25 protein-coding genes are annotated in these 24,747 nt (G+C 73.0%); 11 read left to right on the forward strand and 14 right to left on the reverse strand.

The window, feature by feature from the left end:
* Positions 1 to 334 precede the first annotated feature (334 nt).
* From D7223_RS27775 to D7223_RS27785, 4 genes are read left to right on the forward strand one after another with little or no spacing between them, the layout of a single operon-like run.
* Complete coding sequence (locus tag D7223_RS27775; RefSeq protein WP_120731721.1) at positions 335 to 2,047, forward strand: nitrite/sulfite reductase; 1,713 nt, start codon at positions 335 to 337, stop codon at positions 2,045 to 2,047.
* Entirely contained in the window at positions 2,044 to 2,202 is a 159-nt protein-coding gene (locus D7223_RS33105; RefSeq protein WP_186832345.1) for a hypothetical protein, read from the forward strand. The genes D7223_RS27775 and D7223_RS33105 overlap by 4 nt, the downstream gene beginning before the upstream one ends.
* Complete coding sequence (locus tag D7223_RS27780) at positions 2,199 to 2,963, forward strand: phosphoadenylyl-sulfate reductase (RefSeq protein WP_120731723.1); 765 nt, start codon at positions 2,199 to 2,201, stop codon at positions 2,961 to 2,963. The genes D7223_RS33105 and D7223_RS27780 overlap by 4 nt, the downstream gene beginning before the upstream one ends.
* Positions 2,945 to 3,754, forward strand: coding sequence for a sirohydrochlorin chelatase (locus tag D7223_RS27785; RefSeq protein WP_186832346.1), 810 nt, complete (start codon positions 2,945 to 2,947; stop codon positions 3,752 to 3,754). Before D7223_RS27780 ends, D7223_RS27785 begins: the two co-directional genes overlap by 19 nt.
* Positions 3,755 to 3,844: 90 nt before the next feature.
* Here D7223_RS27785 and D7223_RS27790 read toward each other — a convergent pair whose 3' ends face one another.
* Positions 3,845 to 4,102 (reverse strand): WhiB family transcriptional regulator, encoded by a 258-nt coding sequence (locus tag D7223_RS27790; protein ID WP_120731728.1) that lies wholly within the window; start codon positions 4,100 to 4,102, stop codon positions 3,845 to 3,847.
* A 444-nt stretch (positions 4,103 to 4,546) separates the two neighbouring features.
* On the reverse strand, positions 4,547 to 5,497 hold the full coding sequence (locus D7223_RS27795) for a diacylglycerol/lipid kinase family protein (RefSeq protein ID WP_120731730.1): 951 nt from the start codon (positions 5,495 to 5,497) through the stop codon (positions 4,547 to 4,549).
* On the opposite strand from D7223_RS27795, the gene D7223_RS27800 reads away from it, so the two are divergent.
* Positions 5,496 to 5,930 (forward strand): hypothetical protein, encoded by a 435-nt coding sequence (locus tag D7223_RS27800; protein WP_420330349.1) that lies wholly within the window; start codon positions 5,496 to 5,498, stop codon positions 5,928 to 5,930. The two genes, D7223_RS27795 and D7223_RS27800, sit on opposite strands and share 2 nt — an antisense overlap.
* 43 nt (positions 5,931 to 5,973) lie before the next feature.
* Here the strand turns inward: D7223_RS27800 and D7223_RS27805 are convergent, their stop codons facing one another.
* From D7223_RS27805 to sodN, 3 genes are all read right to left on the reverse strand, one after another.
* Positions 5,974 to 6,381: an ATP-binding protein gene (locus tag D7223_RS27805; RefSeq protein ID WP_120731732.1), complete on the reverse strand. Its 408-nt coding sequence runs from the start codon at positions 6,379 to 6,381 to the stop codon at positions 5,974 to 5,976.
* Between the two features lie 24 nt (positions 6,382 to 6,405).
* Positions 6,406 to 6,870 carry a GNAT family N-acetyltransferase gene (locus D7223_RS27810; protein ID WP_120731855.1) on the reverse strand — a complete coding sequence of 155 codons (465 nt, stop codon included), beginning with the start codon at positions 6,868 to 6,870 and terminating at the stop codon, positions 6,406 to 6,408.
* 65 nt (positions 6,871 to 6,935) lie between these two features.
* Complete coding sequence (sodN, locus tag D7223_RS27815; RefSeq protein WP_120731734.1) at positions 6,936 to 7,340, reverse strand: superoxide dismutase, Ni; 405 nt, start codon at positions 7,338 to 7,340, stop codon at positions 6,936 to 6,938.
* An 83-nt stretch (positions 7,341 to 7,423) separates the two neighbouring features.
* Between sodN and D7223_RS27820 the strand changes: the two genes are divergently transcribed.
* The 3 genes from D7223_RS27820 (at position 7,424) to D7223_RS27830 (ending at position 10,126) form a co-directional block, all read left to right on the forward strand.
* Positions 7,424 to 7,756, forward strand: a complete 333-nt coding sequence (locus D7223_RS27820) for a S24 family peptidase (RefSeq protein WP_120731737.1) — start codon at positions 7,424 to 7,426, stop codon at positions 7,754 to 7,756.
* Positions 7,757 to 7,894: 138 nt separating this feature from the next.
* A complete protein-coding gene (locus D7223_RS27825) occupies positions 7,895 to 9,070 on the forward strand; it encodes an NAD(P)-dependent malic enzyme (RefSeq protein WP_120731738.1) in 1,176 nt (391 codons plus the stop codon).
* Positions 9,071 to 9,163: 93 nt separating this feature from the next.
* A complete protein-coding gene (locus tag D7223_RS27830) occupies positions 9,164 to 10,126 on the forward strand; it encodes a zinc-binding dehydrogenase (RefSeq protein WP_186832347.1) in 963 nt (320 codons plus the stop codon).
* 61 nt (positions 10,127 to 10,187) lie between these two features.
* Here the strand turns inward: D7223_RS27830 and D7223_RS27835 are convergent, their stop codons facing one another.
* Both D7223_RS27835 and D7223_RS27840 read right to left on the reverse strand, forming a co-directional pair.
* On the reverse strand, positions 10,188 to 11,153 hold the full coding sequence (locus D7223_RS27835; protein WP_120731740.1) for an alpha/beta hydrolase family protein: 966 nt from the start codon (positions 11,151 to 11,153) through the stop codon (positions 10,188 to 10,190).
* Positions 11,154 to 11,227: 74 nt separating this feature from the next.
* Positions 11,228 to 12,085, reverse strand: coding sequence for an alpha/beta hydrolase family protein (locus D7223_RS27840; protein ID WP_120731859.1), 858 nt, complete (start codon positions 12,083 to 12,085; stop codon positions 11,228 to 11,230).
* A gap of 222 nt (positions 12,086 to 12,307) precedes the next feature.
* Between D7223_RS27840 and D7223_RS33110 the strand changes: the two genes are divergently transcribed.
* Complete coding sequence (locus tag D7223_RS33110; RefSeq protein ID WP_186832348.1) at positions 12,308 to 12,478, forward strand: hypothetical protein; 171 nt, start codon at positions 12,308 to 12,310, stop codon at positions 12,476 to 12,478.
* 22 nt (positions 12,479 to 12,500) lie between these two features.
* On the opposite strand, the gene D7223_RS27845 is transcribed toward D7223_RS33110, so the two are convergent.
* The 7 genes from D7223_RS27845 to D7223_RS27870 all read right to left on the reverse strand — a co-directional run bounded on the left by D7223_RS27845 (position 12,501) and on the right by D7223_RS27870 (position 22,838).
* Positions 12,501 to 13,619, reverse strand: a complete 1,119-nt coding sequence (locus tag D7223_RS27845; RefSeq protein WP_120731742.1) for an acetate/propionate family kinase — start codon at positions 13,617 to 13,619, stop codon at positions 12,501 to 12,503.
* Complete coding sequence (gene pta, locus D7223_RS27850; protein WP_120731744.1) at positions 13,616 to 15,697, reverse strand: phosphate acetyltransferase; 2,082 nt, start codon at positions 15,695 to 15,697, stop codon at positions 13,616 to 13,618. The genes D7223_RS27845 and pta overlap by 4 nt, the downstream gene beginning before the upstream one ends.
* A gap of 171 nt (positions 15,698 to 15,868) precedes the next feature.
* A complete protein-coding gene (locus D7223_RS33115; RefSeq protein ID WP_186832349.1) occupies positions 15,869 to 16,045 on the reverse strand; it encodes a DUF6104 family protein in 177 nt (58 codons plus the stop codon).
* Positions 16,046 to 16,133: 88 nt separating this feature from the next.
* The gene (locus D7223_RS27855) at positions 16,134 to 19,922 is read right to left on the reverse strand and encodes a multifunctional oxoglutarate decarboxylase/oxoglutarate dehydrogenase thiamine pyrophosphate-binding subunit/dihydrolipoyllysine-residue succinyltransferase subunit (protein WP_120731746.1); all 3,789 of its coding nucleotides are present in this window, start codon (positions 19,920 to 19,922) and stop codon (positions 16,134 to 16,136) included.
* A gap of 319 nt (positions 19,923 to 20,241) precedes the next feature.
* Entirely contained in the window at positions 20,242 to 21,066 is an 825-nt protein-coding gene (locus D7223_RS27860) for an ABC transporter permease subunit (RefSeq protein ID WP_120731748.1), read from the reverse strand.
* On the reverse strand, positions 21,063 to 21,998 hold the full coding sequence (locus D7223_RS27865) for an ABC transporter ATP-binding protein (protein ID WP_120731750.1): 936 nt from the start codon (positions 21,996 to 21,998) through the stop codon (positions 21,063 to 21,065). Before D7223_RS27865 ends, D7223_RS27860 begins: the two co-directional genes overlap by 4 nt.
* A gap of 192 nt (positions 21,999 to 22,190) precedes the next feature.
* Positions 22,191 to 22,838, reverse strand: coding sequence for a hypothetical protein (locus D7223_RS27870; protein WP_120731753.1), 648 nt, complete (start codon positions 22,836 to 22,838; stop codon positions 22,191 to 22,193).
* Positions 22,839 to 23,000: 162 nt separating this feature from the next.
* Here D7223_RS27870 and D7223_RS27875 point away from each other — a divergent pair, with 162 nt between their 5' ends.
* Together D7223_RS27875 and D7223_RS27880 are read left to right on the forward strand one after the other, a co-directional pair.
* Positions 23,001 to 23,780, forward strand: a complete 780-nt coding sequence (locus D7223_RS27875) for a GNAT family N-acetyltransferase (protein WP_120731755.1) — start codon at positions 23,001 to 23,003, stop codon at positions 23,778 to 23,780.
* The gene (locus tag D7223_RS27880) at positions 23,777 to 24,694 is read left to right on the forward strand and encodes a lysophospholipid acyltransferase family protein (RefSeq protein ID WP_120731757.1); all 918 of its coding nucleotides are present in this window, start codon (positions 23,777 to 23,779) and stop codon (positions 24,692 to 24,694) included. Before D7223_RS27875 ends, D7223_RS27880 begins: the two co-directional genes overlap by 4 nt.
* Positions 24,695 to 24,747: the final 53 nt, after the last annotated feature.

The following is a 24,747-nucleotide window of genomic DNA, read 5'->3' on the forward strand; positions in this document are numbered from 1 at the left end:
ACAAATCGCCCACCTGAGGAGCGTCCCACACGAAACCCTGCGGTCGGCCCGTGATGTGGGATGCCGCACGCGTATATTGGCTCGCCCTGTGAGCGTGTGGCAGCATGGCGTACATGACCGCCGCTGTCGTCCGCCGCTTCGTGGCCCGTCGCCACGTCGACTACGGCCGCGTGCGCAGCGCGATCTGTCCGGCCGACTGACGACGCCCGACCCATCTGTCTCGGGCGCGCCCCGCGCCGGCTGTTCCGACACCGTTGTCCCCCGCCCGTTCTGACGGGCCGGCCGCCGCGCTCCGCGCTTCCACGAGGCACCGCAGACAACGGAGGACGCCGCGATGGCGGTCAGCACCAGCTCGGCTCGGTCCGAGGACCCGACGGCACGTCCCGTCCGGGCTCCCCGGCGTCCGCGCGGCGAGGGTCAGTGGGCGCTCGGCCACCGCGAGCCACTCAACCCCAACGAGCGGATCAAGAAGGACGACGACCCGCTGAACGTGCGGGCCCGGATCGAGAACATCTACGCCCATCGGGGTTTCGCCTCCATCGACCCGCAGGATCTTCGCGGCCGTTTCCGCTGGTGGGGGCTCTACACGCAGCGCAAGGCCGGGATCGACGGCGGTCGCACCGCCGTGCTGGAGCCGCACGAGCTGGAGGACGAGTTCTTCATGCTCCGGGTGCGGATCGACGGCGGTCAGCTCAGCCTGGCGCAGCTCCGGGTGATCGCCGACATCTCCCGTGAGTTCGCCCGGGACACCGCCGACATCACCGACCGGCAGAACATCCAGTACCACTGGATCCGCGTCGAGGACATGCCGGAGATCTGGCGACGCCTGGAGTCGGTCGGTCTGCAGACCACCGAGGCGTGCGGTGACTGCCCGCGGATCGTGCTCGGCAGCCCGGTCGCCGGGGTGGCCGAGGACGAGCTGCTCGACCCGACGCCGGCGATCGACGAGATCGTCAGCCGTTACGTCGGCGACAAGGCGTACTCCAACCTGCCGCGCAAGTTCAAGACCACCATCTCCTGGCTGCCGGACACCCCGCACGAGGCGAACGACATCGCCTTCCTCGGCGTCGACCACCCGGAGCACGGCCCCGGCTTCGACCTGTGGGTCGGCGGCGGCCTGTCCACAAACCCGATGCTGGCCAAGCGACTGGGTGCCTGGGTGCCGCTGCACGAGGTACCGGACGTCTGGGCCGGCGTGGTGGGCATCTTCCGCGACTACGGCTACCGGCGGCTGCGCAACCGGGCCCGGTTGAAGTTCCTGGTGGCCGACTGGGGCGTGGCGAAGTTCCGCGAGGTGCTGGAGAAGGAATACCTGGGTCGCACCCTGCTGGACGGTCCCGCCCCGGAGCTGCCGGCGAAGCCGATCGACCACATCGGCGTACGCCGGCAGCGCGACGGGCGCAACTACGTCGGCGCCGCCCCGGTGGTGGGGCGGGTGTCCGGTGGGCAGCTCGCCGAGCTGGCCGACGTCGTCGAGGCGCACGGCAGCGACCGGGTGCGGCTCACGCCGTACCAGAAGCTGCTGGTCCTGGACGTGGCGCCGGAGCGGACCGACTCGCTGGTGGCGGCGCTGCGCCGGATCGGTCTGGAGGCGCAGCCGTCGGCCTGGCGGCGCGGCACGATGGCCTGCACCGGCATCGAGTACTGCAAGCTCGCGATCGTGGAGACCAAGGCGCGCGGCGAGGAGTTGGTGGCCCGGCTGGAGGAGCGGCTGCGGGAGTTCGACGCGGACATCTCCATCCACATCAACGGCTGCCCGAACGCCTGCGCCCGCACCCAGGTCGCCGACATCGGCCTCAAGGGTCAACTGGTGGTCGGTCCGGACGGCCAGCAGGTGGAGGGCTTCCAGGTGCACCTGGGCGGCGGCCTCGGCATGGCGCAGGGGCAGACCGCCGGTTTCGGCCGCAAGCTGCGCGGCCTGAAGACCACCGCCGACGAGCTTCCGGAGTACGTGGAACGGCTGGCCCGCCGCTACCTGGCCGGCCGCACCGACGGCGAGACGTTCGCCAACTGGGTGATCAGGGTCGACGAGGAGGAACTCCGATGAGCGAGACCCGTTCCGTGCCGCTCTACTGCCCCTACTGCGGCGAGGAGGACCTGCGGCCGAACGAGAGCGGCCATGGCGCGTGGGAGTGCCACGGCTGCGCCCGGGTCTTCAGCGTGAAGTTCAGTGGTCTGCTGGGCCGGGGGGTCACCCGATGAGCGGCCTGCGGTCCGTCGCCGACCTGGGCCTGGTCGGGATCGGTGGCTCGAAGCCGGCCGACCCGGGCCGGCGCGGCCCCGAGGAGTTGCGCGCGCTGGCCGAGGCGGCCGGCCGCGACCTGGAGGGCGCTCCCGCGCTGGAGATCGCCCGCTGGGCCGCCGAGACGTTCGGCGAGCGCTTCTGCGTGACCAGTTCGATGGCCGACGCGGTGCTGGCCCACCTGGTCTCCCGGGTGGCGCCCGGCGTGGACGTGGTGTTCCTCGACACCGGCCTGCACTTCCCGGAGACGCTGCGGGTGCGCGACGAGGTGGCCCGGACCCTGCCGGTGAACGTACGGTCGATCCGCTCCCGGCTCACCGTCGGCCAGCAGGACGGCGAGTACGGGCCCCGGCTGTTCAACAGGTCGCCGGACGACTGCTGCCAGCTGCGCAAGGTGGAGCCGCTGGAGCGGGCCCTGTCCGGCTACGACGCCTGGGCCGCCGGGCTGCGCCGCGACGAGTCACCGACCCGCGCGAACACCCCGGTGGTGACCTTCGACGCCGGGCGTGGCCGGGTGAAGGTCAACCCGATCGCGGCCTGGAAGCAGTCGGACGTGGACGCGTACATCGCCCGGTGGAACGTGCCGGTCAACGAGTTGTTCAAGCGGGGCTACGGCTCGATCGGCTGCTGGCCGTGCACGCGGCGCACCAAGGCGGGGGAGGACCCCCGGGCCGGCCGCTGGGCCATGTTCGAGAAGACCGAGTGCGGTCTGCACGCCTGACTCCGACGCCGGATCCGGTGGTGCTGGTCGCCCACGGGAGCCGGGACCCGCGGGCGGCCGAGGCGACCCGGGCGCTGGCCCGTGCGGTGGCGGTCGTCCGGCCCGGCGCGCCCGTGGTGGCCAGTTGGTTGGACCACACCGAGCCGGGGCCCACGGCCGTCCTGCGGGAGCTGGCGAAGGCCGGGCACGCCCGGGCGGTGCTGGTGCCGTTGCTGCTGACCGCCGCGTACCACCGGCGGGTCGACATCCCGGCGGCGGTCGACGCCGCCCGCGCGGCCGGCGCGACGATCGCGGTACGGGTCACCGACGTGCTCGGCCCCACCGGCGCCACGGTGGACGCCGGGCTGCTGGCCGGCCTGCGGCGCAGGTTGGTGGAGGCCGGCCTGGACCAGGCCGGCGTGGACCGGGCGGACGGTCGGGCGGGGCGGGGCGGGACCGGGCCGGAGGCGTTCGACGGGCTGGTACTGGCGGCGGCGGGCACCCGGGACGCCCGGGCGCGGGCCTCGGTGGGCCGGGTCGCGGCGGCCCTGAGCGACGCGCTGCGCGTGCCGACCCGGGTCTCGTACGCGTCGGCCGCCCCGCCGGGCGTGGATGCCGCGGTGGCGCATCTGCGGTCCCGGGGTGCCCGCCGGGTGGCCGTGTCGGCGTACTTCCTGGCGCCGGGCCTCTTCCACGACGCGGTGGCCGCCGGGGCGCGGACGGCCGGCGCGGTGGCGGTGTCCGCGCCGTTGACCGACGTGCCGGAACTGGCCGACCTGGTCCGGCGGCGGGTCGACGAGGCGGCCGGCTGACCGGGCCCCCGGATCACCACGACCGAGTGTGGACAGCGGAAAGCCCCGGCCGGGTGGACCCGACCGGGGCTTTCCGGACTCTGCGTTGGATCAGGCGGAGTGAGCGCGCAGCACTCGGATGCCACCGCGACGCTTGACGGCGCGGCGCTCCTCCTCGCTCATCCCGCCCCAGACACCGGCGTCCTGTCCCGACTCGAGCGCCCACTGGAGGCACTGGTCGGTCACGGGGCAGCGCCGGCAGACGGCCTTCGCCTGCTCCACCTGCAAGAGGGCCGGACCGGACGTCCCGATCGGGAAGAACAGCTCCGGGTCCTCGTCGCGGCAGACGGCATCGTGGCGCCAGTCCATGGCGGCAACACTCCTCATTCTGGATGGGTGGCAGATATTGCAGTGGTGCTTTTTCTATATGCATCCGCACGCCGAAGGTTACGGTTCGCGTCCAACTATTCGGCGTAGCGTGAGCAGGCTGTCGGCCCCGTGGACCTGCTGGAACAGCTCAACCTGACGAGCATATCCAGGCAATGTCCCGGTAACTCAAGTTCGCTTGTGAATACTTTCACGAACAGTCGTGATGTCAAGGGTGGCGCGGGGAAAAACTCCGGGCGGTGAGCAAGCCCACAACCCCTTTGTCCGCTTTTGCCGGGGATCCGGTTACCCGGAGTACCACAGTCGAGGATCAATATAGTACGGTCCTCGTGACATTGCTGACATTTCCGGCACCTGTCCCTCGGCGTGGCGTGTGGCGTACGTGACGAGCTCGCCGGCGCGTCGACCTAGGGCAGTACCCGAGACCTAGCAGATTACTCTCAGTGCGGCCGGAATGGAGGTGAATCTGACTTTCTCCCGGTCGCCCAGATAGTCGCCGTCCAGCTGGAACGCCTGCGGGCGGCTGGAGACCAGCGTGAACTCGTCCACGTCGTGCAGCCGGAGCACCTGCTTGCCGTGCGGGTCGGGCTTCGCGGAGAAGAACTGGGTGACTGTGCGTGTCGTACTGGCGACGCGGAGCTGACGTAGTGCGAGCACGTCGAGCCCGAGGTCGAACGACGCGTCCGGGTTGGGATTGACCTCCCGGTCCCCGAGATACGTCCACGGGGCGGTGTTCTGAATGATCACCGTGGCCAGTTCCTCCTCGGCCACCTCACCGGGCCGCTCCAGGGCGATCGCCGGATGCCGGCGGTCCGAGCGGAAGAAGTACTGCGCGGCCGTGGAGCGGAAGTAGAGCGCGGGCGTGGAGACCCGACCCCGCCGGCGGGCCTGCTCCACGCGATGGATCACCGCGGCGTCCAGGCCGAAGCCGGCGCAGAAGGTGAAGTAACGGTCGTCGGCCCGGCCCAGCCCGATCGTCCGGTGCCGGCCCAGCCGCAGCGCCTCCAGGATCATGCTGGTCCCGTCCGGCCACTCGCGGGGCAGGCCGAGAGCGCGGGCGAAGACGTTCGTGGATCCCCCCGGCACGGTGGCCAGCGCGGGCAGCCGTTCGGCCGGCGTGACGCCCAGCGGGACGGTGGCGGGCTTCGCGGTCATCAGGCCGTTGACCACCTCGTTGACCGTGCCGTCGCCACCCAGGGTGACGACCACGTCGACGCCCTCCTCGGCCGCCTCACGGGCGAGCACGGTGGCGTGGCCCCGCCGCCGGGTGTACCGAACGGAGAGGTCCACCTCGCTGCGCAGCGCCCGGACCAGCACGTCCCGGCTGCGCTCACTGGTGGTGGTGGCCTTGGGATTGACCACCAGGACGGCCCGCATGGGCGGCACTGTACCGCGCGCCGGCACCGGTATCGTGGCGGCCGTGACCATCGACCCCGACCCGATTCCCGTGACGCTCCGCTGGGCGGTGCACATCCTGCGGGCCGAGGCGGTCGCCGTCGGGCTCGTCGCCGCCTGGTTGGTCTGGTCCGATCTCACCGCCACCACCACCGACCTGCCGTCGGCGTTGCTGGTGACCGCGTTCGCCGTCGGTGCGGCGGTGGCCCTGTGGGCGCTGGGCGGCGCGCTGGTCCGGCGGAGGGCCGGTGCCCGTGCGCCGGCGATCGTGCTCCAGCTCATGCTGCTGCCGATCGGCTGGTTCATGATCCAGGGCGGGCTGGGCTGGCTCGGTGTGCCGCTGATCGCGCTCGGGCTGGGCGTGACCGGGCTGCTGGTCAGTTCCCCCACCAACCGGGCCCTGGGTTTCGAGTGACCGCGCGCCGGCCCCTGGTCGGTGGCTGGCCCGGCGGGACGGGTCAGTAGCCGGAGCCGCGCCGGGTGAGCAGGGAGATGCTGGCCCGGCCGTCGGCGGCGTGCGCCGACGCGGAGGTGGTCAGCGCGGTGAGCACCTTCCACGCGAACGACGACTCGGCCGGCAGCTGCGCGCCGCGAACCGTCGGCACGGTGACCTCGACGGTGAGCGCGTCGTCGGTGACCGCGAAGCGGCAGTCCAACTCGGCGTCGCGGGTGGCGATGGCGAGCAGCATCGCGCAGGCCTCGTCGACGGCGATCCGCAGATCCTCGATCTCGTCGAGCGCGAACTGCAGTCGCGCGGCGAGACCGGCGGTCGCGGTGCGGAGCACGCCGAGGTAACCGCCGTCGGCGGGCACGGTGAGGTGCACGATGTCGTCGTCGGTCCTGAGCTGCCCGGTCAGTTGAGTCACGGCTCATCCCCCCGGTCGGGGACTCTACCCGGTCGGCCGGTCGGACGTGTGGGCGGCGCCACGTGCCTGCCCGGCGAGACCGGCGAGCGCGTCCCCGGTGAGGCGGTACGACAGCCAGTCGTCCACCGTCCGGGCGCCGATCGCCGCGTAGAAGGCGGCAGCCGGGTTCCAGTCGAGCATCACCCACTCCAGCCGGCGGTAGCCGCGCTCCACGCAGATCGCGGCGAGGGCGGCCAGCAGCAGCCGGCCGGCGCCGGTGCCGCGCGCCTCCGGGCGGACGTACAGATCCTCCAGGTGGATCCCGTGCCCGCCCTCCCAGGTGGAGAAGCTGAGGAACCAGAGCGCGAAGCCGACCGGCCGGTCGGCGGCGTCGACGGCCACGTGCCCGTACAGCGCCGGTGCCGGGCCGAACAGCGCGGTGTCGAGCTGGGCGGTGGTGAGGTGGCACCGTTCCGGGGCGCGCTCGAAGTCGGCCAGCTCGTGCACCATGGCGACGACGGCCGGCACGTCCTCAGGACGTGCCGGCCGGATCGTCGGTGCCGGGGGACCGAAGGTCACGCCTTCTTGGTCTCCCAGAAGATCTTCGAGATCTCGTCGATCTTCTGCAGCAGTTCGTCGGCCTTGGCCGGGTCGGTCGCACCCTTGGCGCCGGCGGCGCCGGCCGCCTTGGTGGCCTCGTTGAAGAGCTGGTGCAGGTGCGGGTACTTCTCGAAGTGGGCCGGCTTGAAGTAGTCGGTCCACAGCACCCACAGGTGGTGCTTCACCAGGTCCGCGCGCTGCTCCTTGATCAGGATGGCGCGGGTACGGAACTCCGGGTCGGTGTTCGCCTGGTATTTCTCGCAGATCATTTTGACCGACTCGGCCTCGATCCGGGCCTGCGCCGGGTCGTAGACGCCGCACGGCAGGTCGCAGTGGGCGCTGGCGGTCACGCGGGGCGAAAGGATGCGCGGAAGTCGCATCAGGATCCTCCTGGGAAGTTTGCGATGATCCAAGACGACATTACTCCTGGAGGAGGTCCCCGAGGCGGCTGGAGGTGAAACCGATGACCGTCCCCCGGCTCCGGTGGCCACTCACCGCCGTACTCGTGACAGGGCCCTCGATGTCCCCGACGCTGCGGCACGGCGACGCGGTGCTGGTGCGCCGCGGCGACCGCGCCGTCCGCCCCGGTGACCTGGTGGTCGCGGTCTTCCGCAGCCGGCCCGACCTGCTGGTGGTCAAGCGCGCCGTCCGGGCGCGGGACGGCGGCTGGTGGCTGCGCGGCGACAACGACCTGGTGACCGACGACTCCCGGGCGTACGGGGTGGCGGACGTGCGGGGGCGGGTGGTGGCCCGCTACTGGCCGGGCCCCCGGATCTTCGGTCGCCGCGGAGTATGACCCTACTCACATACCATGGCGGCGGGCGACACTATGCTCGCAGGTGTCCGGGTGACCCCCCGCACCACGCCGCCGCTCGGCGCCTCACCACGCGTCCCGACCGGCCGCTCCGTCTGCTCGACAGATTCTGGAGTCACCATGTCACCGTCCACCGTGGACCCCGCTGATCCCGTCTTCCGGCTGCACCGGGGCGGCAAGATGGCCGTCGCCTCGACCGTTCCGCTGACCAGCCGGGAGGACCTCTCCCTCGCGTACACCCCCGGGGTGGCCCGGGTCTGTGAGGCGATCGCCGCCGATCCTCGCCTCGCCGACGACTACACCTGGGCCGGGCACACCGTCGCCGTCGTCACCGACGGCTCGGCCGTGCTCGGGCTCGGCAACATCGGCGCCCGCGCCGCGCTGCCGGTGATGGAGGGCAAGGCCGTGCTGTTCAAGCAGTTCGGCGGCGTGGACGCGGTACCGGTCTGCCTGGACACCCAGGACGTGGACGAGATCGTGGCGGTGGTGAGGGCCCTCGCGCCGTCGTTCGGTGGGATCAACCTGGAGGACATCAGCGCGCCGCGCTGCTTCGAGGTGGAGCGCCGCCTCGACGAGGCGCTGGACATCCCGGTCTTCCACGACGACCAGCACGGCACCGCGATCGTGGTGCTCGCCGCGCTGCGCAACGCGGCCACCCTGCTCGACCGCAAGCTCGGCGACCTGCGGGTCGCGGTCAGCGGCGCGGGTGCCGCCGGGGTCGCGGTGACCAAGATGCTGATCGCCGGCGGGGTGGCAGCCGAGCGGGTGGTCGTCTGCGACTCCAGGGGGATCATCGGCCGGCACCGCGACGGCCTGACCGGCACCAAGGCCGAACTGGCCGGGTTGACCAACGCCGACGGCCGGCAGGGCGACATCACCGAGGCGCTGCGCGACGCGGACGTCCTGGTCGGCGTCTCCGGCGGGCAGATCCCCGAGGCGGCGGTGGCCGGCATGGCCCCCGGCGGGATCGTCTTCGCGCTGGCCAACCCCACCCCCGAGGTGCACCCCGAGGTGGCCGCCCGACACGTCGCGGTGGTCGCCACCGGCCGCAGCGACTACCCCAACCAGATCAACAACGTGCTGGCCTTCCCGGGCGTCTTCCGGGGCGCGCTGGACGCCCGGGCGACCCGGATCACCGAGGGCATGAAGGTGGCCGCCGCCGACGCGATCGCCGGGGTGGTGGCCGAGTCGCTCACCGCCGACGCCATCGTGCCGTCACCGCTGGACCCGCGGGTCGCCCCGGCGGTGGCCGAGGCGGTCGCCGAGGCCGCCCGCCGCGACGGCGTCACCCGCTGAGGTTGTTCGCACGTTCGCACGTTTGCAAGGGCCCCTTCCTATCGCGTTTCGCATAGGAAGGGGCCCTTCTTAACGAGCGCTCAGCTTGTTACCGTGCCGATCATGCGTGCCGCCTTCGCCACCCGCTTCGACGACGCCGACCCACTCGCCGCGCTCGCCGTCGGCGACCGGCCCGAGCCGGTGCACCCGGACGACGACTGGGTGACCGTCCAGATCACCGCCAGTTCGCTCAACCACCACGACCTCTGGTCGCTGCGCGGGGTCGGGCTGCGCGAGGACCAGTTGCCGATGATCCTCGGCTGCGACGCCGCCGGGGTGGACCCGGACGGCAACGAGGTGGTCGTCTACCCGGTGGTCGCCACCCCGGGCGACCCGCGCGGCGTCTCCATCCTCTCCGAGCACTTCCCCGGCACGCTCGCCGAGCGGGTGGCCGTACCCCGGTCGAACCTGGTCGTCCTGCCCGCGGGCCTGGCGGCGACGGACGCGGCGTGCCTGCCGACGGCCTGGCTCACCGCGTGGCGGATGCTGACCACCAAGGGTCGCGTCGACGACGCCGACGCGGTGCTGGTCCAGGGCGCCGGGGGCGGCGTGGCCACCGCGGCCGTCGCCCTGGCCGCCGCGATGGGCAAGCGGGTGTACGCGACCAGCCGCGACGCCGCCAAGCGCGAGCGGATCACCGCGCTGGGCGCGACCGCCGTGGAGCCGGGGGCCCGGCTTCCGGAGCGGGTCGACGTGGTGATCGAGACGGTCGGCGCGGCCACCTTCGACCACTCGTTGAAGTCCGCCGCGCCGATGGCCCGGATCGTGGTCTCCGGCGCCACCGCCGGGCACGAGCCGAAGGTCAACCTGCGCCGGGTGTTCGCGATGCAGCTGGAGATCCTGGGCACCTCGATGGGCACCCCGGACGAACTGGCCGCCCTGCTCGCGTTCTGCGCCGAGCGGGGGGTCCGCCCGGTGGTGGACAGCGTGGTGCCGTTCAGCCGGGTCGAGGACGCCTTCGCCCGCCTGCACTCCGGCGACGTCTTCGGCAAGGTCGTGGTCGACCACCACGCCTGAGCGCGTGAGGAAGGGACCCTTGTACAACGCCAGGCGTTGACCGGGGGCCCTTCCTCACCCCTCAGAGGCGGTTGTCGAGGGTGGCGATGTCGTCCCGGGCGGCGTCGGTGGGGATGCGGCGCTTGGCGGCCGCGTCGCCGTACAGCGACCAGCGCAGGAACTCCACCGTCGTGTCCGAGACGACGCGCAGCGCCGCCCCGTCACGCAGCAGGGCCCGGCCGTGGTCACCGTCGGGCAGGCTGAGCATGGCCTTCGGCCAGGGCACCTTGTCGTACGCGGCCCGGCCGGCGGCGTACTCGACGACCTCGTCGGCCTCGCCGTGCACGAACAACTGCGGCGCGGCGGCACCGGCGAAGGCGGTGCCCACCCCCAGCGCGGTGCCGGCGAAGACCACCCCCGCGTCGAGCCGCTCGTCCCGGGCGGCCGTGAACAGCCCGATCGTGGTCACCCCGCCGGCCGAGTGCCCGGCCGCCGCGACCCGGTCGGTGGCCAGCCGGCCGCGCAGCGGGTCACCGGCCTTCGTGTCGAGGGCGAGCACCTGGGTCAGCGCGTACGACACGTCGGCCGGCTGGTTCAGCACGTCCAGGACGTTGCCGTCGCCGCCGGAGGAGGTGCGCGGGAAGGTCGGCGCGGCCACCACGAACCCGGCCGCCGCCCACCGGCTCAGCAACGTCTCGTAGTCGGCGGGGCGCCCGCCCAGGCCGTGGCTGAACATGACGACCGGGAACGCGCCCCGGGCGGCGCCCGCCGACCGCCGCGGCTCGCCGCCCGCCTCCCCGGTCGCCGGGTACCAGAGGGTCACCGGCAGGGGACGGTCGCCGCCGCGGTTCACCTTCAACTGGCGTACGCCGACCGCGAAGGCCCGCTCCGGGGCGGAGCCGGCGGGGACGCGCGGTGCCGGAGTGGCGGCCGGCGGCGGTTCGACCGGCACCGCCGGGCGGGCGGCCGGGGGGCGGTCCGTGGAGCAGCCGACCAGACCGGCCGTGACCAGGGCGGCGAGCAGGGCAGGGGCGACGCGACGGGGCATGCATCCGATTGTGCCTCGCCCGCCGGGCCCACCCGACCGGGTTCGACGCACCGTTGGCGACCCCGTGCGGAGCGTCAGGAGGTCAGCCGGGACTCGTAGCGCGTCACGCCGGGGGAGCGGGCGCTGTCCGGGAGGCGGCGGGCGGCGGCGGGGTCGCCGTACAGGGTCCAGCGGAGGAAGTCGACGGTGGTGGCGAGCACCGGGTCGAAGCCGCGGCGGCCGGGGATCAGGTACTCGCCGTGGCCCTGCCCGAGGACGCTGAGGAAGGCCGCCGGGCCGGTGGTCCGGTCGTAGCCGGCCCGGCCGACGGACGGCGGCACGATCCGGTCGTCGGTGCCGTGCACGAACAGCACCGGGGCGGCCGGCCCGGCGAAGCTGCCCGCCATCCCGCCGCCGGCCAGCACGATGCCGGCCCGCAGCCGGGCCGAGCGCCCGGAGGTGAACATGCCGGCGGTGGTGAAACCCCCGGCCGAGTGCCCGGCGGCGGCCATCCGGCCGACGTCCAGGTGCCCGGCCAGCGGGTCCGCGCCCCGGGCGTCCAGCCGGACCAGGTGCCGGATCACCCGCCAGGCGTCGGCGGGCTGGTGGCGCACGTCGGCGCGGCTGAACCGGGCCGCTCCGCGCCGGGTGTGCGGGTAGGCCGGCGCGGCCACCACGAAGCCGGCGGCGGCCCAGCGGGTGGTCAGCCCGGCGTGCGACTCCGGCAGGCTGTGCAGCCCGTGGCTGTAGAGGACCACCGGGAACCGCCCGTCCGCCACCGCCGCACCACCCCGGGTCGGATACCAGACGGTCACCGGCAGCGGTCGCGCCGAACGGGCGTCAACGGTGAACGTCCGGACGCCCACCGCGTACGCCCCGGTGGGCGCGACCCGGGCCGGCGCCGGCTGCCCGGTCGCCGCGGTCGCCGGCCCGCAGCCGGTCACCAGCAGCATCGTGACCAGCGCCGTCACCAGCCGTTTCCTGCGCTCACGACCCGCGCGAAAGCCCCCGCCCCCCACAGGTACACGGTAGGGCTCCGCCGGGCCGCCGTGGCCCGCCTTCCGGGCCGGCCGTACGCGCCACCCGGCCGGATCCCACCGACCGCCCGGCCGGACCTCACGCCACGCCGCGGACACGATGGGGCACACCTCGACGAGCTTCGCTATCGTCACCGCATGCCTGAGAACTACACCGACCCGAGCGGTAACACCGAGGCGTTCCGCGCCTTCGCGAACCCCGCCGAGCCGGCGGCCCCCGCCGCCGCGTCCCGGACCCCGCTGTACGTCGGCGCGGCCGTGGTCGCGGCCGTGCTGATCGTGCTCGCCGTCTGGGTGGCCCTCGGCTGAGCCGGCCCGACGCCCGACGCCGTCAGGCGGTGGCCACCGCCCGCGCCGCGCGGGCGATCTCGCGCTCCTCGTCGGTGCCGACCACGCACACGGTGACCTCCGCGCCGTCCGGTGAGATCACCCGGTCGCCGCTGCCGGCGTTGCGCGCCGGGTCGACGGCGATCCCGAGCCGGTCCAGGCCGGCCAGCGCCGCCGCCCGGACCGGCGCCGCGTGCTCGCCCACCCCGGCGGTGAACGTCACCGCGTCCACCCGGCCCAGCAGCGCGTAGTAGGCCCCGACGTAGCCGGTGATCCGCCGGCAGTAGACGTCGAAGGCGAGCGTCGCGGCCGGATCGCCGTCGGCCCGCCGGGTGAGCACCTCGCGCATGTCGTTGGCCCCGGTCAGCCCGAGCAGTCCGCTGCGGTGGTTGAGCAGGTCGTCGATGTCGTCGACGCCCATCCCGGCCTCCCGGCGCAGGTGGAAGACGATCGTCGGATCCAGGTCACCGCTGCGGGTGCCCATCACCAGGCCCTCCAACGGGGACATGCCCATCGAGGTGGCCACGCTGCGGCCACCGGCGACCGCGCAGGCGCTCGCCCCGTTGCCCAGGTGCAGGGTGATGGTGTTGACCTCGTCGTACGGCCGGCCGAGCAGGTCGGCGGTCCGCCGGGAGACGTACGCGTGCGAGGTGCCGTGGAAGCCGTACCGGCGGATGCCGTACCGCCGGGCGGTGTCCCGGTCGATCGCGTAGGTCGCGGCGGCCTCCGGCAGCGTGGTGTGGAACGCCGTGTCGAAGACGGCGACCTGCGGAACGTCCGGCAGTGCCTGCCGGGCGACCTCGATGCCGGCCAGGTTGGCCGGGTTGTGCAGCGGCGCCAACGGCGCCAGGTCACGGATGGCGGCCAGCACCGCGTCGTCGACCAGGACCGGCTCGCCGAACTCCTGCCCGCCGTGCACCACCCGGTGCCCGACGGCGGTGAGTCCGGTCAGGTCGACCTTTCCGATCACCTCGCGGACCGCCGTGGCGTGGTCCGCCGGCCCGCCGCCGGCCTCGCCGATCCGTTCCACGGTGCCCTTGTCCATCACGTCGTCGCCGTCGTAGAGCCGCCACTTCACCGACGACGACCCGCAGTTGAGCACCAGCACCCGCTCGGCGGTCACGCGTCCCCCTCCTCCTCCGCCGACGCGGCGGACTGGATGGCGGTGATCGCCACCGTGTTGACGATGTCCGGCACCGTCGCGCCCCGGGACAGGTCGTTCACCGGGCGACGCAGGCCCTGCATCACCGGCCCCACGGCGACCGCGCCGGCCGAGCGCTGCACCGCCTTGTAGGTGTTGTTGCCGGTGTTCAGGTCCGGAAAGATGAAGACCGTCGCCCGCCCGGCGACCTCGCTGCCCGGCAGCTTCGTGGCCGCCACCGCCGGGTCGATCGCGGCGTCGTACTGGATCGGGCCCTCGACCAGCAGTTCCGGCCGGCGTTCCCGCACCAGCAGGGTGGCGGCGGCGACCTTCTCCACGTCCGCGCCGGTCCCGGAGCTGCCGGTCGAGTACGACAGCATGGCGATCCGGGGCGTGATCCCGAAGCGGGCGGCGGTGTCCGCCGAGGAGATCGCGATGTCGGCGAGCTGGGCGGCGTCCGGGTCGGGGTTGACCGCGCAGTCGCCGTACACCAGCACCCGGTCGGCGAGCAGCATGAAGAAGACGCTGGAGGCGATGGAGACCTCCGGCACCGTCCGGATGATCTCGAAGGCGGGCCGGATGGTGGCGGCGGTGGTGTGCGTGGCGCCGGAGACCATCCCGTCGGCGTACCCACGCTGCACCATCATCGTGCCGAAGTAGTTCGGCTGCGCCACGATGTCGTGCGCCAGGTCGAGGGTCACGCCCCGGTGGGCGCGCAGTTGCGCGTACGCGCCGGCGAACTCGTCGCGCCACTCGCTCGCGGCCGGGTCGACCACCCGGGCCCCGCCGATGTCGATGCCCAGCTCCCGGGTGCGGCGGGCGATGTCGTCCGGCCGGCCGAGCAGGGTCAGGTCGGCGACGCCGCGGCGCAGCAGGATCTCGGTGGCCCGCAGGATCCGCTCGTCACCGCCCTCGGGCAGCACCAGGTGCCGGCGCTGCGCCCGGGCGCGGTCGATCAGGTCGTACTCGAACATCAGCGGGGTGACCCGCTCCGACCGGCTGACCCGCAGCCGGCGGGCCAGGTCGTCGGTGTCCACACAGCGTTCGAACACCCCCAGCGCGGCCTCCACCTTGCGCGGGTTGGCGGCGCTCGGGCGGCCCTCGATCCGGCTGGACGCGGCCACCGTGTCGTAGCTGTCGCTGCCCACCGACAGCACCGCCAGCCCGGTGTTCAACCCCTCCACCAGGCTCATCACCCGCGGGTCGGGCTGCACCCCGAGGGTGAGCACCAGCCCGGCCACCGACACCTGGCCGGCGACGTGCGCGGCGCTGGCAGCCACCAGCAGGTCCGCCCGGTCGCCCGGGGTGATCACCAGGGCCCCCTCGGTGAGGTGCCCGAGCAGGGTGGGCACGTGCGCCGCGCCCACCACGTAGTCCAGCACGTCCCGGCCGAGGGCGGCGTCGTCACCGGCCAGCAGGGTGGCGCCGAGCGCCGCCGCCACCTCGGCCACCGTCGGCGCCGACACGGTCGGGACCTCCGGGATGGCGTACGCGGGCACCGGCAGGTCGGGCAGCGTCATCGGGCCCGGAACCCGGTTGGCGATCACCGCCAGCACCGTCGCGCCCAGGTCCTCCAGGTCGTGGTACGCCCCGCGCGCCGCCGCCGCGATCGCCGCCGGCTCCTGCCCGAGCCCGTCGACCACCGGCACCACCACGCTGCCGAACTCGGTGGCCAGCCGGGCGTTGAAGGCCAGTTCCCGGGGACCGGCACCGTCCCCGCCGTCGGCGAAGTCGCTGCCCACCACGACCACCGCCGGGCACTGCCGTTCGATCTCCCGGTAGCGGGCCACGATCCCGGAGATCAGCTCCTCCCGGCGGCCGTCCGCGACGAGGTCGGTGGCCTCGGCGTAGGTCGTGCCGGACAGGTCGGCCGGCGGCAGGTCGATCCGGTAGCGGTCACTGAGCAGGGCGAGGATCGGATCGGGGCGGTGTCCGGCGACCAGCGGCCGGAACACTCCGATCCGCTCGACCTGCCGGGACAGCAGCTCCGCCAGGCCCAGGGCGATCGTCGACTTGCCCCCGCCGGACCCCACACTGGTCAGATACACACTCCGGGCCACCCACCCACCCTAGGAGATCAAGCCCCGCCCCGCCCGGGTCCTCCGACCCCACCCAGCTCCCACCCCACCCCACCCGCCCCTCCCCGTTGATCATGGGGTTGACCGAGAGGGATGCCCTCTTTGTGCCCGTTGGCTCCCGGCCAACCCCATGATCAACACAATGGGGTGGGGTCAGTCTTCTTCGTCGTCGAGGCGGGCCAGGTGGACGGCGAGGCGCTCGATGGGGGTCTCGAACTCCGGGTTCAGGTCGACGAAGTCACGCAGGCGCTCGGCCAGCCACTCGATGCTGACCTGCTCCTGACCCCGCCGCTCGACCAGTTCCTCGATGCCACGGTCGGTGAAGTACACGCGTACGTCCTCTCGGGTTCGGCTGCCGGCACGCAGTCGGGGCAGGGACCGGCTCGCGGTTCCTGCCCCGACTCCGGGTGTGCTCAGGTCACGGGCGGGGCAGCGCCGCCTCGAGCAGCGCGGTCTGCTCCACCTCGTGCATCTTGGCCGAGCCGACCGCCGGGGCGGCCGCCGCCGGGCGGGAGATGCGGCGCAGCCGGACCTCGTCCAGGTGCTCCAGCAGGTTGAGCGCGACGAACGACCAGGCGCCCTGGTTGGCCGGCTCCTCCTGCACCCAGGCGTAGTCCTCGGCGTTCGGGTACTCGGCCAGGGCGGCCCGGATCTCCTCCACCGGCAACGGGTAGAGCTGCTCCATCCGGATGATCGCGGTGTCCGTGATGCCGCGGTCGGCGCGGGCCTGGAGCAGGTCGTAGTAGATCTTGCCCGAGCAGAGCAGCACCCGCTTCACCTGCTCCGGCGCCGGAGCGGCCGAGTCGCCCAGCACCGGGGCGAAGGTCCCGGTGGTGAAGTCCTCGACCGAGGAGACGCAGAGCTTGTGCCGCAGCAGCGACTTCGGCGTGAACACCACCAGCGGCTTGCGCTTCGGCGACAGGGCCTGGCGGCGCAGCAGGTGGAAGTAGTTCGCCGGGGTGGTCGGGATGGCCACCCGCATGTTGTCCTCGGCGCACATCTGGAGGAACCGCTCCGGGCGGCCGGAGGTGTGGTCCGGGCCCTGGCCCTCGTGGCCGTGCGGCAGCAGCAGGGTGACGGCGGAGCGCTGGCCCCACTTCACCTCGCCGGAGGAGATGAACTCGTCGATCACCGACTGGGAGCCGTTGACGAAGTCGCCGAACTGCGCCTCCCAGCAGACCAGGGCGTCGATGTTCTCCACCGAGTAGCCGTACTCGAAGCCCATCGCCGCGTACTCGGAGAGCAGCGAGTCGTGCACGAAGAACCGGGACCGGTCGCCGTCGGCGGTCAGCGACGCCAGCGGCAGGTAGTCGTCGCCGGTCTTCGCGTCCACCACCGAGGCGTGCCGCTGCACGAAGGTGCCGCGGCGGGAGTCCTGACCGGCGAGCCGGACGGTCACCCCGTCGTGCAGCAGGGAACCCAACGCGATGATCTCGCCGAAGCCCCAGTCGATGTTGCCCTCGACGGACATCTTCGCCCGGCGGTCGAGCAACTGCTGGATCCGCTTGTGCGGCGTGAAGCCCTCCGGCAGGTTGACGTGCGCGTCGCCGACGGCCTTGACCACCGCCGCGTCGGTGGCGGTCTCCACCCGCGGCTCCGGCTCGTCCTGCCGCTTCGGGCGGCTGAGCTGGCGCGGCGTGGTGGCGGCGTCCCGGGTGGCCTTGAAGACCCGCTCCAGTTGCGACTGGTAGTCGCGCAGCAGCTCCTCCGCGTCCTCCACGGTGATGTCGCCGCGACCGATCAGCTCCTCGGTGTAGAGCTTGCGCACCGAGCGCTTCGAGTCGATGATCTTGTACATCTGGGGGTTGGACATCGACGGGTCGTCGCCCTCGTTGTGCCCCCGCCGGCGGTAGCAGACCATGTCGATCACGACGTCCTTGTTGAACGTCTGCCGGTACTCGAAGGCCAGCCGGGCGACCCGGACCACGGCCTCGGGGTCGTCGCCGTTGACGTGGAAGATCGGGGCCTGGATCATCCGGGCCACGTCGGTGCTGTAGAGGCTGGACCGGCTGTACTCCGGGGCGGTGGTGAAACCGACCTGGTTGTTGACCACCACGTGCACGGTGCCGCCGGTGCGGTAACCGCGCAGCTGGGACAGGTTCAGCGTCTCGGCGACCACGCCCTGGCCGGCGAACGCCGCGTCACCGTGCACCGCCAGCGGCAGCACGGTGTAGCCCTCCAGCTTGAGGTCGATCCGGTCCTGCTTGGCCCGGACGATGCCCTCCAGCACCGGGTCGACGGCCTCCAGGTGCGACGGGTTCGCCACCACCGAGACCTTGACCGCGTGCTCCCCGTCCGGGGTGGTGAACTTGCCGTTCTGGCCGAGGTGGTATTTCACGTCGCCGGAGCCCTGGGTGGAGCGCGGGTCCAGGTGCCCCTCGAACTCGGAGAAGATCTTCTCGTACGGCTTGCCGACGATGTTGGCCAGCACGTTGAGCCGGCCCCGGTGGGCCATGCCGATGACGACCTCGTCCAGCCCGCCCTCGGCGGAGGCCTCCAGCACCTCACCGAGCAGCGGGATCAGCGACTCGCCGCCCTCCAGCGAGAACCGCTTCTGCCCGACGTACTTGGTCTGCAGGAAGGTCTCGAACGCCTCGGCGGCGTTGAGCCGGTTGAGCACGTGCTTCTGCTCGTCGGCGGCCGGCTTCTCGTACTTGCGCTCGATCCGCTCCTGGATCCAGCGCCGCTCCTCCGGGTCCTGGATGTGCATGTACTCGATGCCGACCCGGCGGCAGTACGAGTCGCGCAGCACGCCGAGGATCTCGCGCAGCTTCATCCGCTGCCTGCCGGCGAAGCCGTTCACCGGGAACTCGCGGTCCAGGTCCCACAGGGTCAGCCCGTGCTGGAGCACGTCCAGGTCCGGGTGCTTGCGGATCTTGAACTCCAGCGGGTCGGTGTCGGCCATCAGGTGGCCGCGCACCCGGTACGCGTGGATCAGCTCGTGCACCCGGGCCGTCTTGTTGATCTGGCCCTCGTTGTTGATCGCGACGTCGCGCATCCAGCGCACCGGCTCGTACGGGATGCGCAGCGACGTGAAGATCTGGTCGTAGAAGCCGTGCTCGCCGAGCATCAGCTCGTGCATGGCCTTCAGGAACTCGCCGGACTGCGCGCCCTGGATGATCCGGTGGTCGTACGTGCTGGTCAGCGTGATGACCTTGCTGACCGCCAGGTCGGCCAGGGTGGCCTCGGACATGCCCTGGTAGGGGGCCGGGTATTCCATCGCGCCGACGCCGATGATCGCGCTCTGCCCCTGCATCAGGCGCGGCATCGAGTGCACGGTGCCGATGCCGCCGGGGTTGGTCAGCGAGATGGTGGTGCCGGAGTAGTCGTCCATGGTCAGCTCGTTACGGCGGGCGCGCCGGACCACGTCCTCGTACGCCTGCCAGAACTGCCGGAAGTCCATCTGCTCGCAGCCCTTGATGGACGGGACCACCAGGTTGCGGGAGCCGTCGGGCTTGGTCAGGTCGATGGCGATGCCCAGGTTGACGTGCTCCGGGCGGACCATCACCGGCTTGCCGTCGACCTCGGCGAAGGAGTTGTTCATCTCGCGGTGCGCCACCAGCGCCCGGACCAGCGCGTAACCGATCAGGTGGGTGAAGCTGACCTTGCCACCACGGCCACGGGCGAGGTGATTGTTGATCACGATGCGGTTGTCGACCAGCAGCTTGGCCGGGACGGCGCGCACGCTGGTCGCGGTCGGCACGCTGAGCGAGGCGTCCATGTTCTGGACGATCTTCGCGGCGACCCCGCGCAGGGGCGTGGTCTGCGGACCGGTGGCGGTCGGCGCCGTCTGCGCGGTCTGCTTGGCCGGGGCGGCCTTCGCCTTGGCCGGCGCCGGCTTGGCGGGAGCGGCCTTGGCCGGTGCGGCCGGCTTCGCGCCGGTCGGCTCGGGCTTCGGCTCCGGCTTCTTCTCGGCGGCCCTGGGCTTCTCGGCGGGCTTCTCAGCCTTCGGCGCGGGCTGCGCGACCGCGGCGGTCGGCTCCGGCTGGCCGTCGGGCTGGGGTGCGGCCGGCTCGGCGGCGCTCTTCTCGGCGCCGCGCGGTGTGCCCGCGCCCGGTGCCGGTCGGTAGTCGGCGAAGAAGTCGTGCCAGGCCGGGTCGACGCTGGTGGGATCCGCGAGGTAGCGCTGGTACATCTCCTCGACGATCCACTCGTTCGGGCCGAAACCCGCCAGTGGGTTCTCCTGCGAAGTCTGCTGGGTCGACACGGCCGGTAATCGCCTCTTTCACGCGGGTTTTGTGTGTCACGCGGTCCCCGGACGACACCGCACCTGCCGGCGCGCACGGGTCGGATCCCAGGCTACGCCGTACGGGAGCCGGCGGCATTTCCGCCTCCATCGCGTGGTCCGTTTCACAGAAGATGCCAGAAGTTCGGTAAACGCTGCGTGTTCCGTCAACTGCTGGTAACGCCCGAGGTGGGGCCGCTGCCCACCCCGCCGGCCCGCGGGGTGGCGGCCGGCCACGTACGCCCGTCCGCGGACGTGCCGGCGGGGGCGGCCCACCGTGCGCCGCCCCCGCCGGAGTGGATCAGGAGATGTCGCGCTTGCGGACCAGGAGCGTGCCGACCACTCCGGCCACCAGGGCGTACCCGATGAGCACCGCCGCGCCCGCCCACTGGGGCGGGTTGCCGGGCAGGTCGTCGGTGCCGCTCACCATCAGCGACGAGGCCAGCGACGGCACCAGGAGCTGGAGGTTGTTGATCCAGTCGCCGAACCGGCCGGCCAGCGTGCTGATCAGGATCACCGCGCCGATCGACCCGCCCAGGTAGAGCAGGATGCCGGTGACGGTCGCGCCGATCTGGCTGCGGATCAGCACGCCCAGCCCGACGCCGAGGATGGCCCAGAGCAGGTAGGCCAGCCCGTTGAGCCCGACCGCCTCCCAGACCGCGCCGGTGTAGCGCGCGTCGACGCCGATCGCCCCCAGCACCGCCGCCCCGCTGAGCAGGTTGGCGGCCGTGGTGACCAGCCAGAAGACCACCCCGAGGCCGGCCGCGGCGACCAGCTTGGCGAGCATCACCGCGCTGCGGTGCGGCACGGTGAGGAACGTGGTGGTCACGGTCTGGTGGAAGAACTCGCTGGTCACCACGATGATGCCGAGCAGCATCACCATCATCAGCCCGAAGAACTGACCGTTGGTGAACAGGTTCGCGGCCAGTGCGTCCGGGTCCTTGAGCGCGTCGAAGGTGTCGGCCTGGTCCGCTGGCACCTCGCCCAGGTCCCCGTTGACCAGCGCGTCGGACTGGATGTAGTTGAAGAACAGGGTGATGCCCCAGAGCGGCAGGTAGATCAGCGCCAGGATCCACCAGATGCTGGTGCTGCGGATCTTGAGCAGCTCGGATCGGACGAGGTTCATCGGATGCCCGCCTTTCCGGCCGTGAGCTCCAGGAAGACGCCTTCGAGGTCGGGTCGTTCCGTGCTGAGTTCGTGCAGTTCCACGCCGGCGGCCAGGGCGGCCCGGCCGACGGCCGGCGCGTCCACGCCGTCCACCAGCAGGGTCCCCTGCTCGTCGACGTCCACCGTGGCCGAGGCCCCGCGCAGCGCGGCGGTCAGCTGGTCGGCCTGCGGGGTGCGGACCCGCACCCGGGCGCCCTTCGTCATCGACCCCATCACCTCCTGCACCGGGCCCTGCCGGATCAGCTTCCCGCCGGCGATGATCACCACGTCGTCGGCGAGGAGTTGCATCTCGGAGAGCAGGTGGCTGGAGACCAGCACCGTGCGTCCCTCGTGGGCGAGGTTCTTGAGGAAGCCCCGCATCCAGCGGATGCCCTCCGGGTCCAGGCCGTTGGCCGGCTCGTCCAGGATCAGCACCCGGGGGTCGCCGAGCATGGCCGCGGCGATGCCGAGCCGCTGCTTCATGCCGAGCGAGTAACCCTTGAACTTGCGCTTCGCGGCCGGGGTCAGACCCACCAGGGCCAGCGCCTCGGCGGCGCGTTCCTTGGGCAGGCCGGCCGCCGCGCAGATCACCTTCAGGTGGTTGATCCCGGTGCGGCCCTTGTGCGCGCTGGACGCCTCCAGCACCGCGCCCACGTGCCGCAGCGGATCGGTCAGGTCCGCGTACCGGTGCCCACCGATGGTGGCCGTGCCGGCCGTCGGGGTGACCAGGTTCAGCAGCATGCGCAGGGTGGTCGTCTTGCCGGCGCCGTTCGGGCCGAGGAAGCCGGTGACCCGGCCGGGTGCGACGGTGAACGACAGGTCGTCCACCGCCCGCACGTTGCGGTACTGCTTGGTCAGGCCGGAGACCACGATCTGGCCGTCGTCGGTGGGGCTTCGCTGCCCGTCAGACATCATTCTCCTTCTCTCGGGTGGCGTCGGGGTGCGCCGTCGGACAGCCTGGCGGGTGGCCGCAACCCGGTCAATCCGGCGCGGTCCGTAGGCGTGTCTCCACCTCAGGCACGACGCTCTCCTACCCGAGGACGATCTACTCTCCGTTAGGAAGGGGCCCTTGCACATCGTTTTCCGATAAGAAGGGGCCCTTCCTCACACCGAGATCCAGGTGGCGCGGGCCCAGGCCAGCAGGGTGCCGTCCGGCGCGTACAGGCTGGTGTGCACCTCGGCCCGGCGGCCCTCGCCGCCGACCTGGACGCCGGTCACCACGCACTCGTCGCCCGCCGCCGGCAGGGCCGCGACCATCGCGGCCATCCGACCCAGGACGTACGGCCGGCCCGGCGCGATCACCGCCCAGCCGCCCGGGCAGTCCAGCGCGGCCCACACGGTCGGGCCGGTGACCGGCGCCGGCACCACGAACGGCGCGGCGGTCCGCCCGTCCGGCAGCGGCCCGGGAAAGATCCGCAACCCGTCGTCCCGGAGCGGTCCGCAGACGAAGCAGCCGGGAAACGGGTGGTCCACCAGACCGGGGTACGCCTTGGCGGCAGCCCGCGCGGTGGCGGGGTCCACCGGCGGCACCACCGACCGGAACTCCGGCACCGGGCGGACCTGCGCGACGAGCGCCCCGTCCGGGTCGTGCACCTCGCCGTCGGTCAGGGTCAGCGGGGTGTCCAGCGGCGGGGGCCGGCGCAGCGTCACCTCGACCGGGCCGGTGCCGCCGGCCGCCGCGGCGAACACGCCCGCACTCCAGCCGCCGTTGCCCGAGCCCGGCGGCCCGTTGTGGCGGGACCCGATGATCATGTTTACCTCCGGCCGGCCGCGCCCGGCCCGGTCGCCGGTACGCCCGCCGGCAGCCTCGCACGCCGCCGCCGGAACCGGATCCCCACGGGTGCCGGCCGGCGTTCACCGGATCGACACCCGGCACCCCGGCCGCCGGCAACCCGGGGCACCTACACAGATCCCATGGCCGTTCTGCACGCCGCTGGCACACCCCTGACGACCAGCGGATACACCCTGCTGATCGCCGACGACCCGACCCAGGTCGCGGCCGCGCAACGCCTGCGTCACGAGGTGTTCGCCACCGAACTCGGCGCCACCCTGCGGCCGGGAGCCGCCGGCCTGGACGTCGACGACTTCGATCCGTACTGCGACCACCTGCTGGTGCGGCAGGAGAGCACCGGGCAGGTGGTCGGCACGTACCGGCTGCTGCCGCCGGGCCGCACCGCGCGCCGCTACTCGGCCGGCGAGTTCGACCTGACCCCGCTGGACGCCCTGCGCGACGACCTGGTCGAGGCCGGCCGGTCCTGCGTGCACCCGGACCACCGCTCCGGTGCGGTGATCAACCTGATGTGGGCCGGGATCACCCGCTACCTGCACCTGCGCGGCTCCCGCTGGCTCGGCGGCTGCGCCTCGGTGCCGGTCGCCGACGGGGGCCGGGCCGCCGCCGAGGTGTGGGCCATGACGCGGGAGCGGCACCTTACGCCGCCGCCGCTGCGGCTGCGCCCGCTGCGGCCCTGGTTCGCCCAGCCGGGCGTGCCGGGCGCGGACACCGCCGTCGGCGGCGCGCCGGGCCGGGCGCTCGTCCCGCCGCTGCTGCGTGGCTACCTGCGGCTGGGCGCGTGGATCGGCGGCGAGCCGGCGTACGACCCGGACTTCGGCACCGCCGACTTCTACGTGCTGTTCTCCCTGGACCGGATGAACCCGCGCTACCTGCGGCACTTCCTGGGCGGGACGGGGCGGTGACCGCGTACGACCTCTGGCGGCCGGTCTCCGGGTGCGGCCCGGCCTGCCTCCCGTCGCCCGGCGTGGTGCCCGGCGTGCCGGCCGCCGTGCGGGCCCGGCGGCTGGTCGCGCTGCTCGGCATGCTCGTCGCCGGTGCCGTCCTGGCGGTGCTGCTGCCGGTCCTGCCGACCGGCGAGCGGCAGGCGGCGGTACGCGGCTGGGCCCGGCGCACGGCCCGCGCCGCCGGTGTCCGGCTGGTGGTCCGGGGCCGGCCACCCCGGCGACGCGCACTGCTGGTCGCCAACCACGAGTCCTGGCTGGACGTGCTCGCCGTGCTGGCGGTCGCGCCGGCCGCGATGGTGGCCAAGAGCGAGGTACGTGGCTGGCCGCTGCTCGGCCGGCTCGCCGGCGCGGCGGGCACCCTCTTCGTCGACCGGGCTCGGCCGCGGGACCTGCCGGACACCGTGGCGCGGGTGGCCGCGGCGCTGCGGGCCGGCCGGTCGGTGGCGGTCTTCCCGGAGGGGACGACCTGGTGCGGCGACGGTGGCTGCCGGCCCGGCGGTGGTTTCCGGCCGGCGGTCTTCCAGGCCGCCGTCGACGCGGGTGCCCCGGTGGTGCCGCTGCGGATCGGGTACCGCTGCGCGGCCACCGGCGCCGGCACGACGGCGGCGGCCTTCCTCGGCGAGGAGAACCTGTGGCGGTCGGTGCGGCGGGTGCTGGGCACCCGGCGGCTGGTGGTCGAGGTGACCGTCACCGCGACCCTGTATCCCGCCCGGAACGCCGACCGGCGGGTCCTCGCCCGCGCCGCGGAGGCCGCGGTGCATCTGGTGCCGTCGCCGCCCCGCCTCGCGGCCGCCCCGGCCGGTCCGCCCTCGGTGCCCGGTCCGACCGGCGAGTCCGCCGCAGCCGTCCGGGAGCTGGGCCTGGCTGCGTGACCTTGTCGTATCGCGATGTATCGCGTTAGTGTCCTCGCGGCGGACGCGCCCCG

The sequence above is a fragment of the Micromonospora endolithica genome, from assembly GCF_003626595.1.
Classification (GTDB): Bacteria; Actinomycetota; Actinomycetes; order Mycobacteriales; family Micromonosporaceae; genus Micromonospora; species Micromonospora endolithica.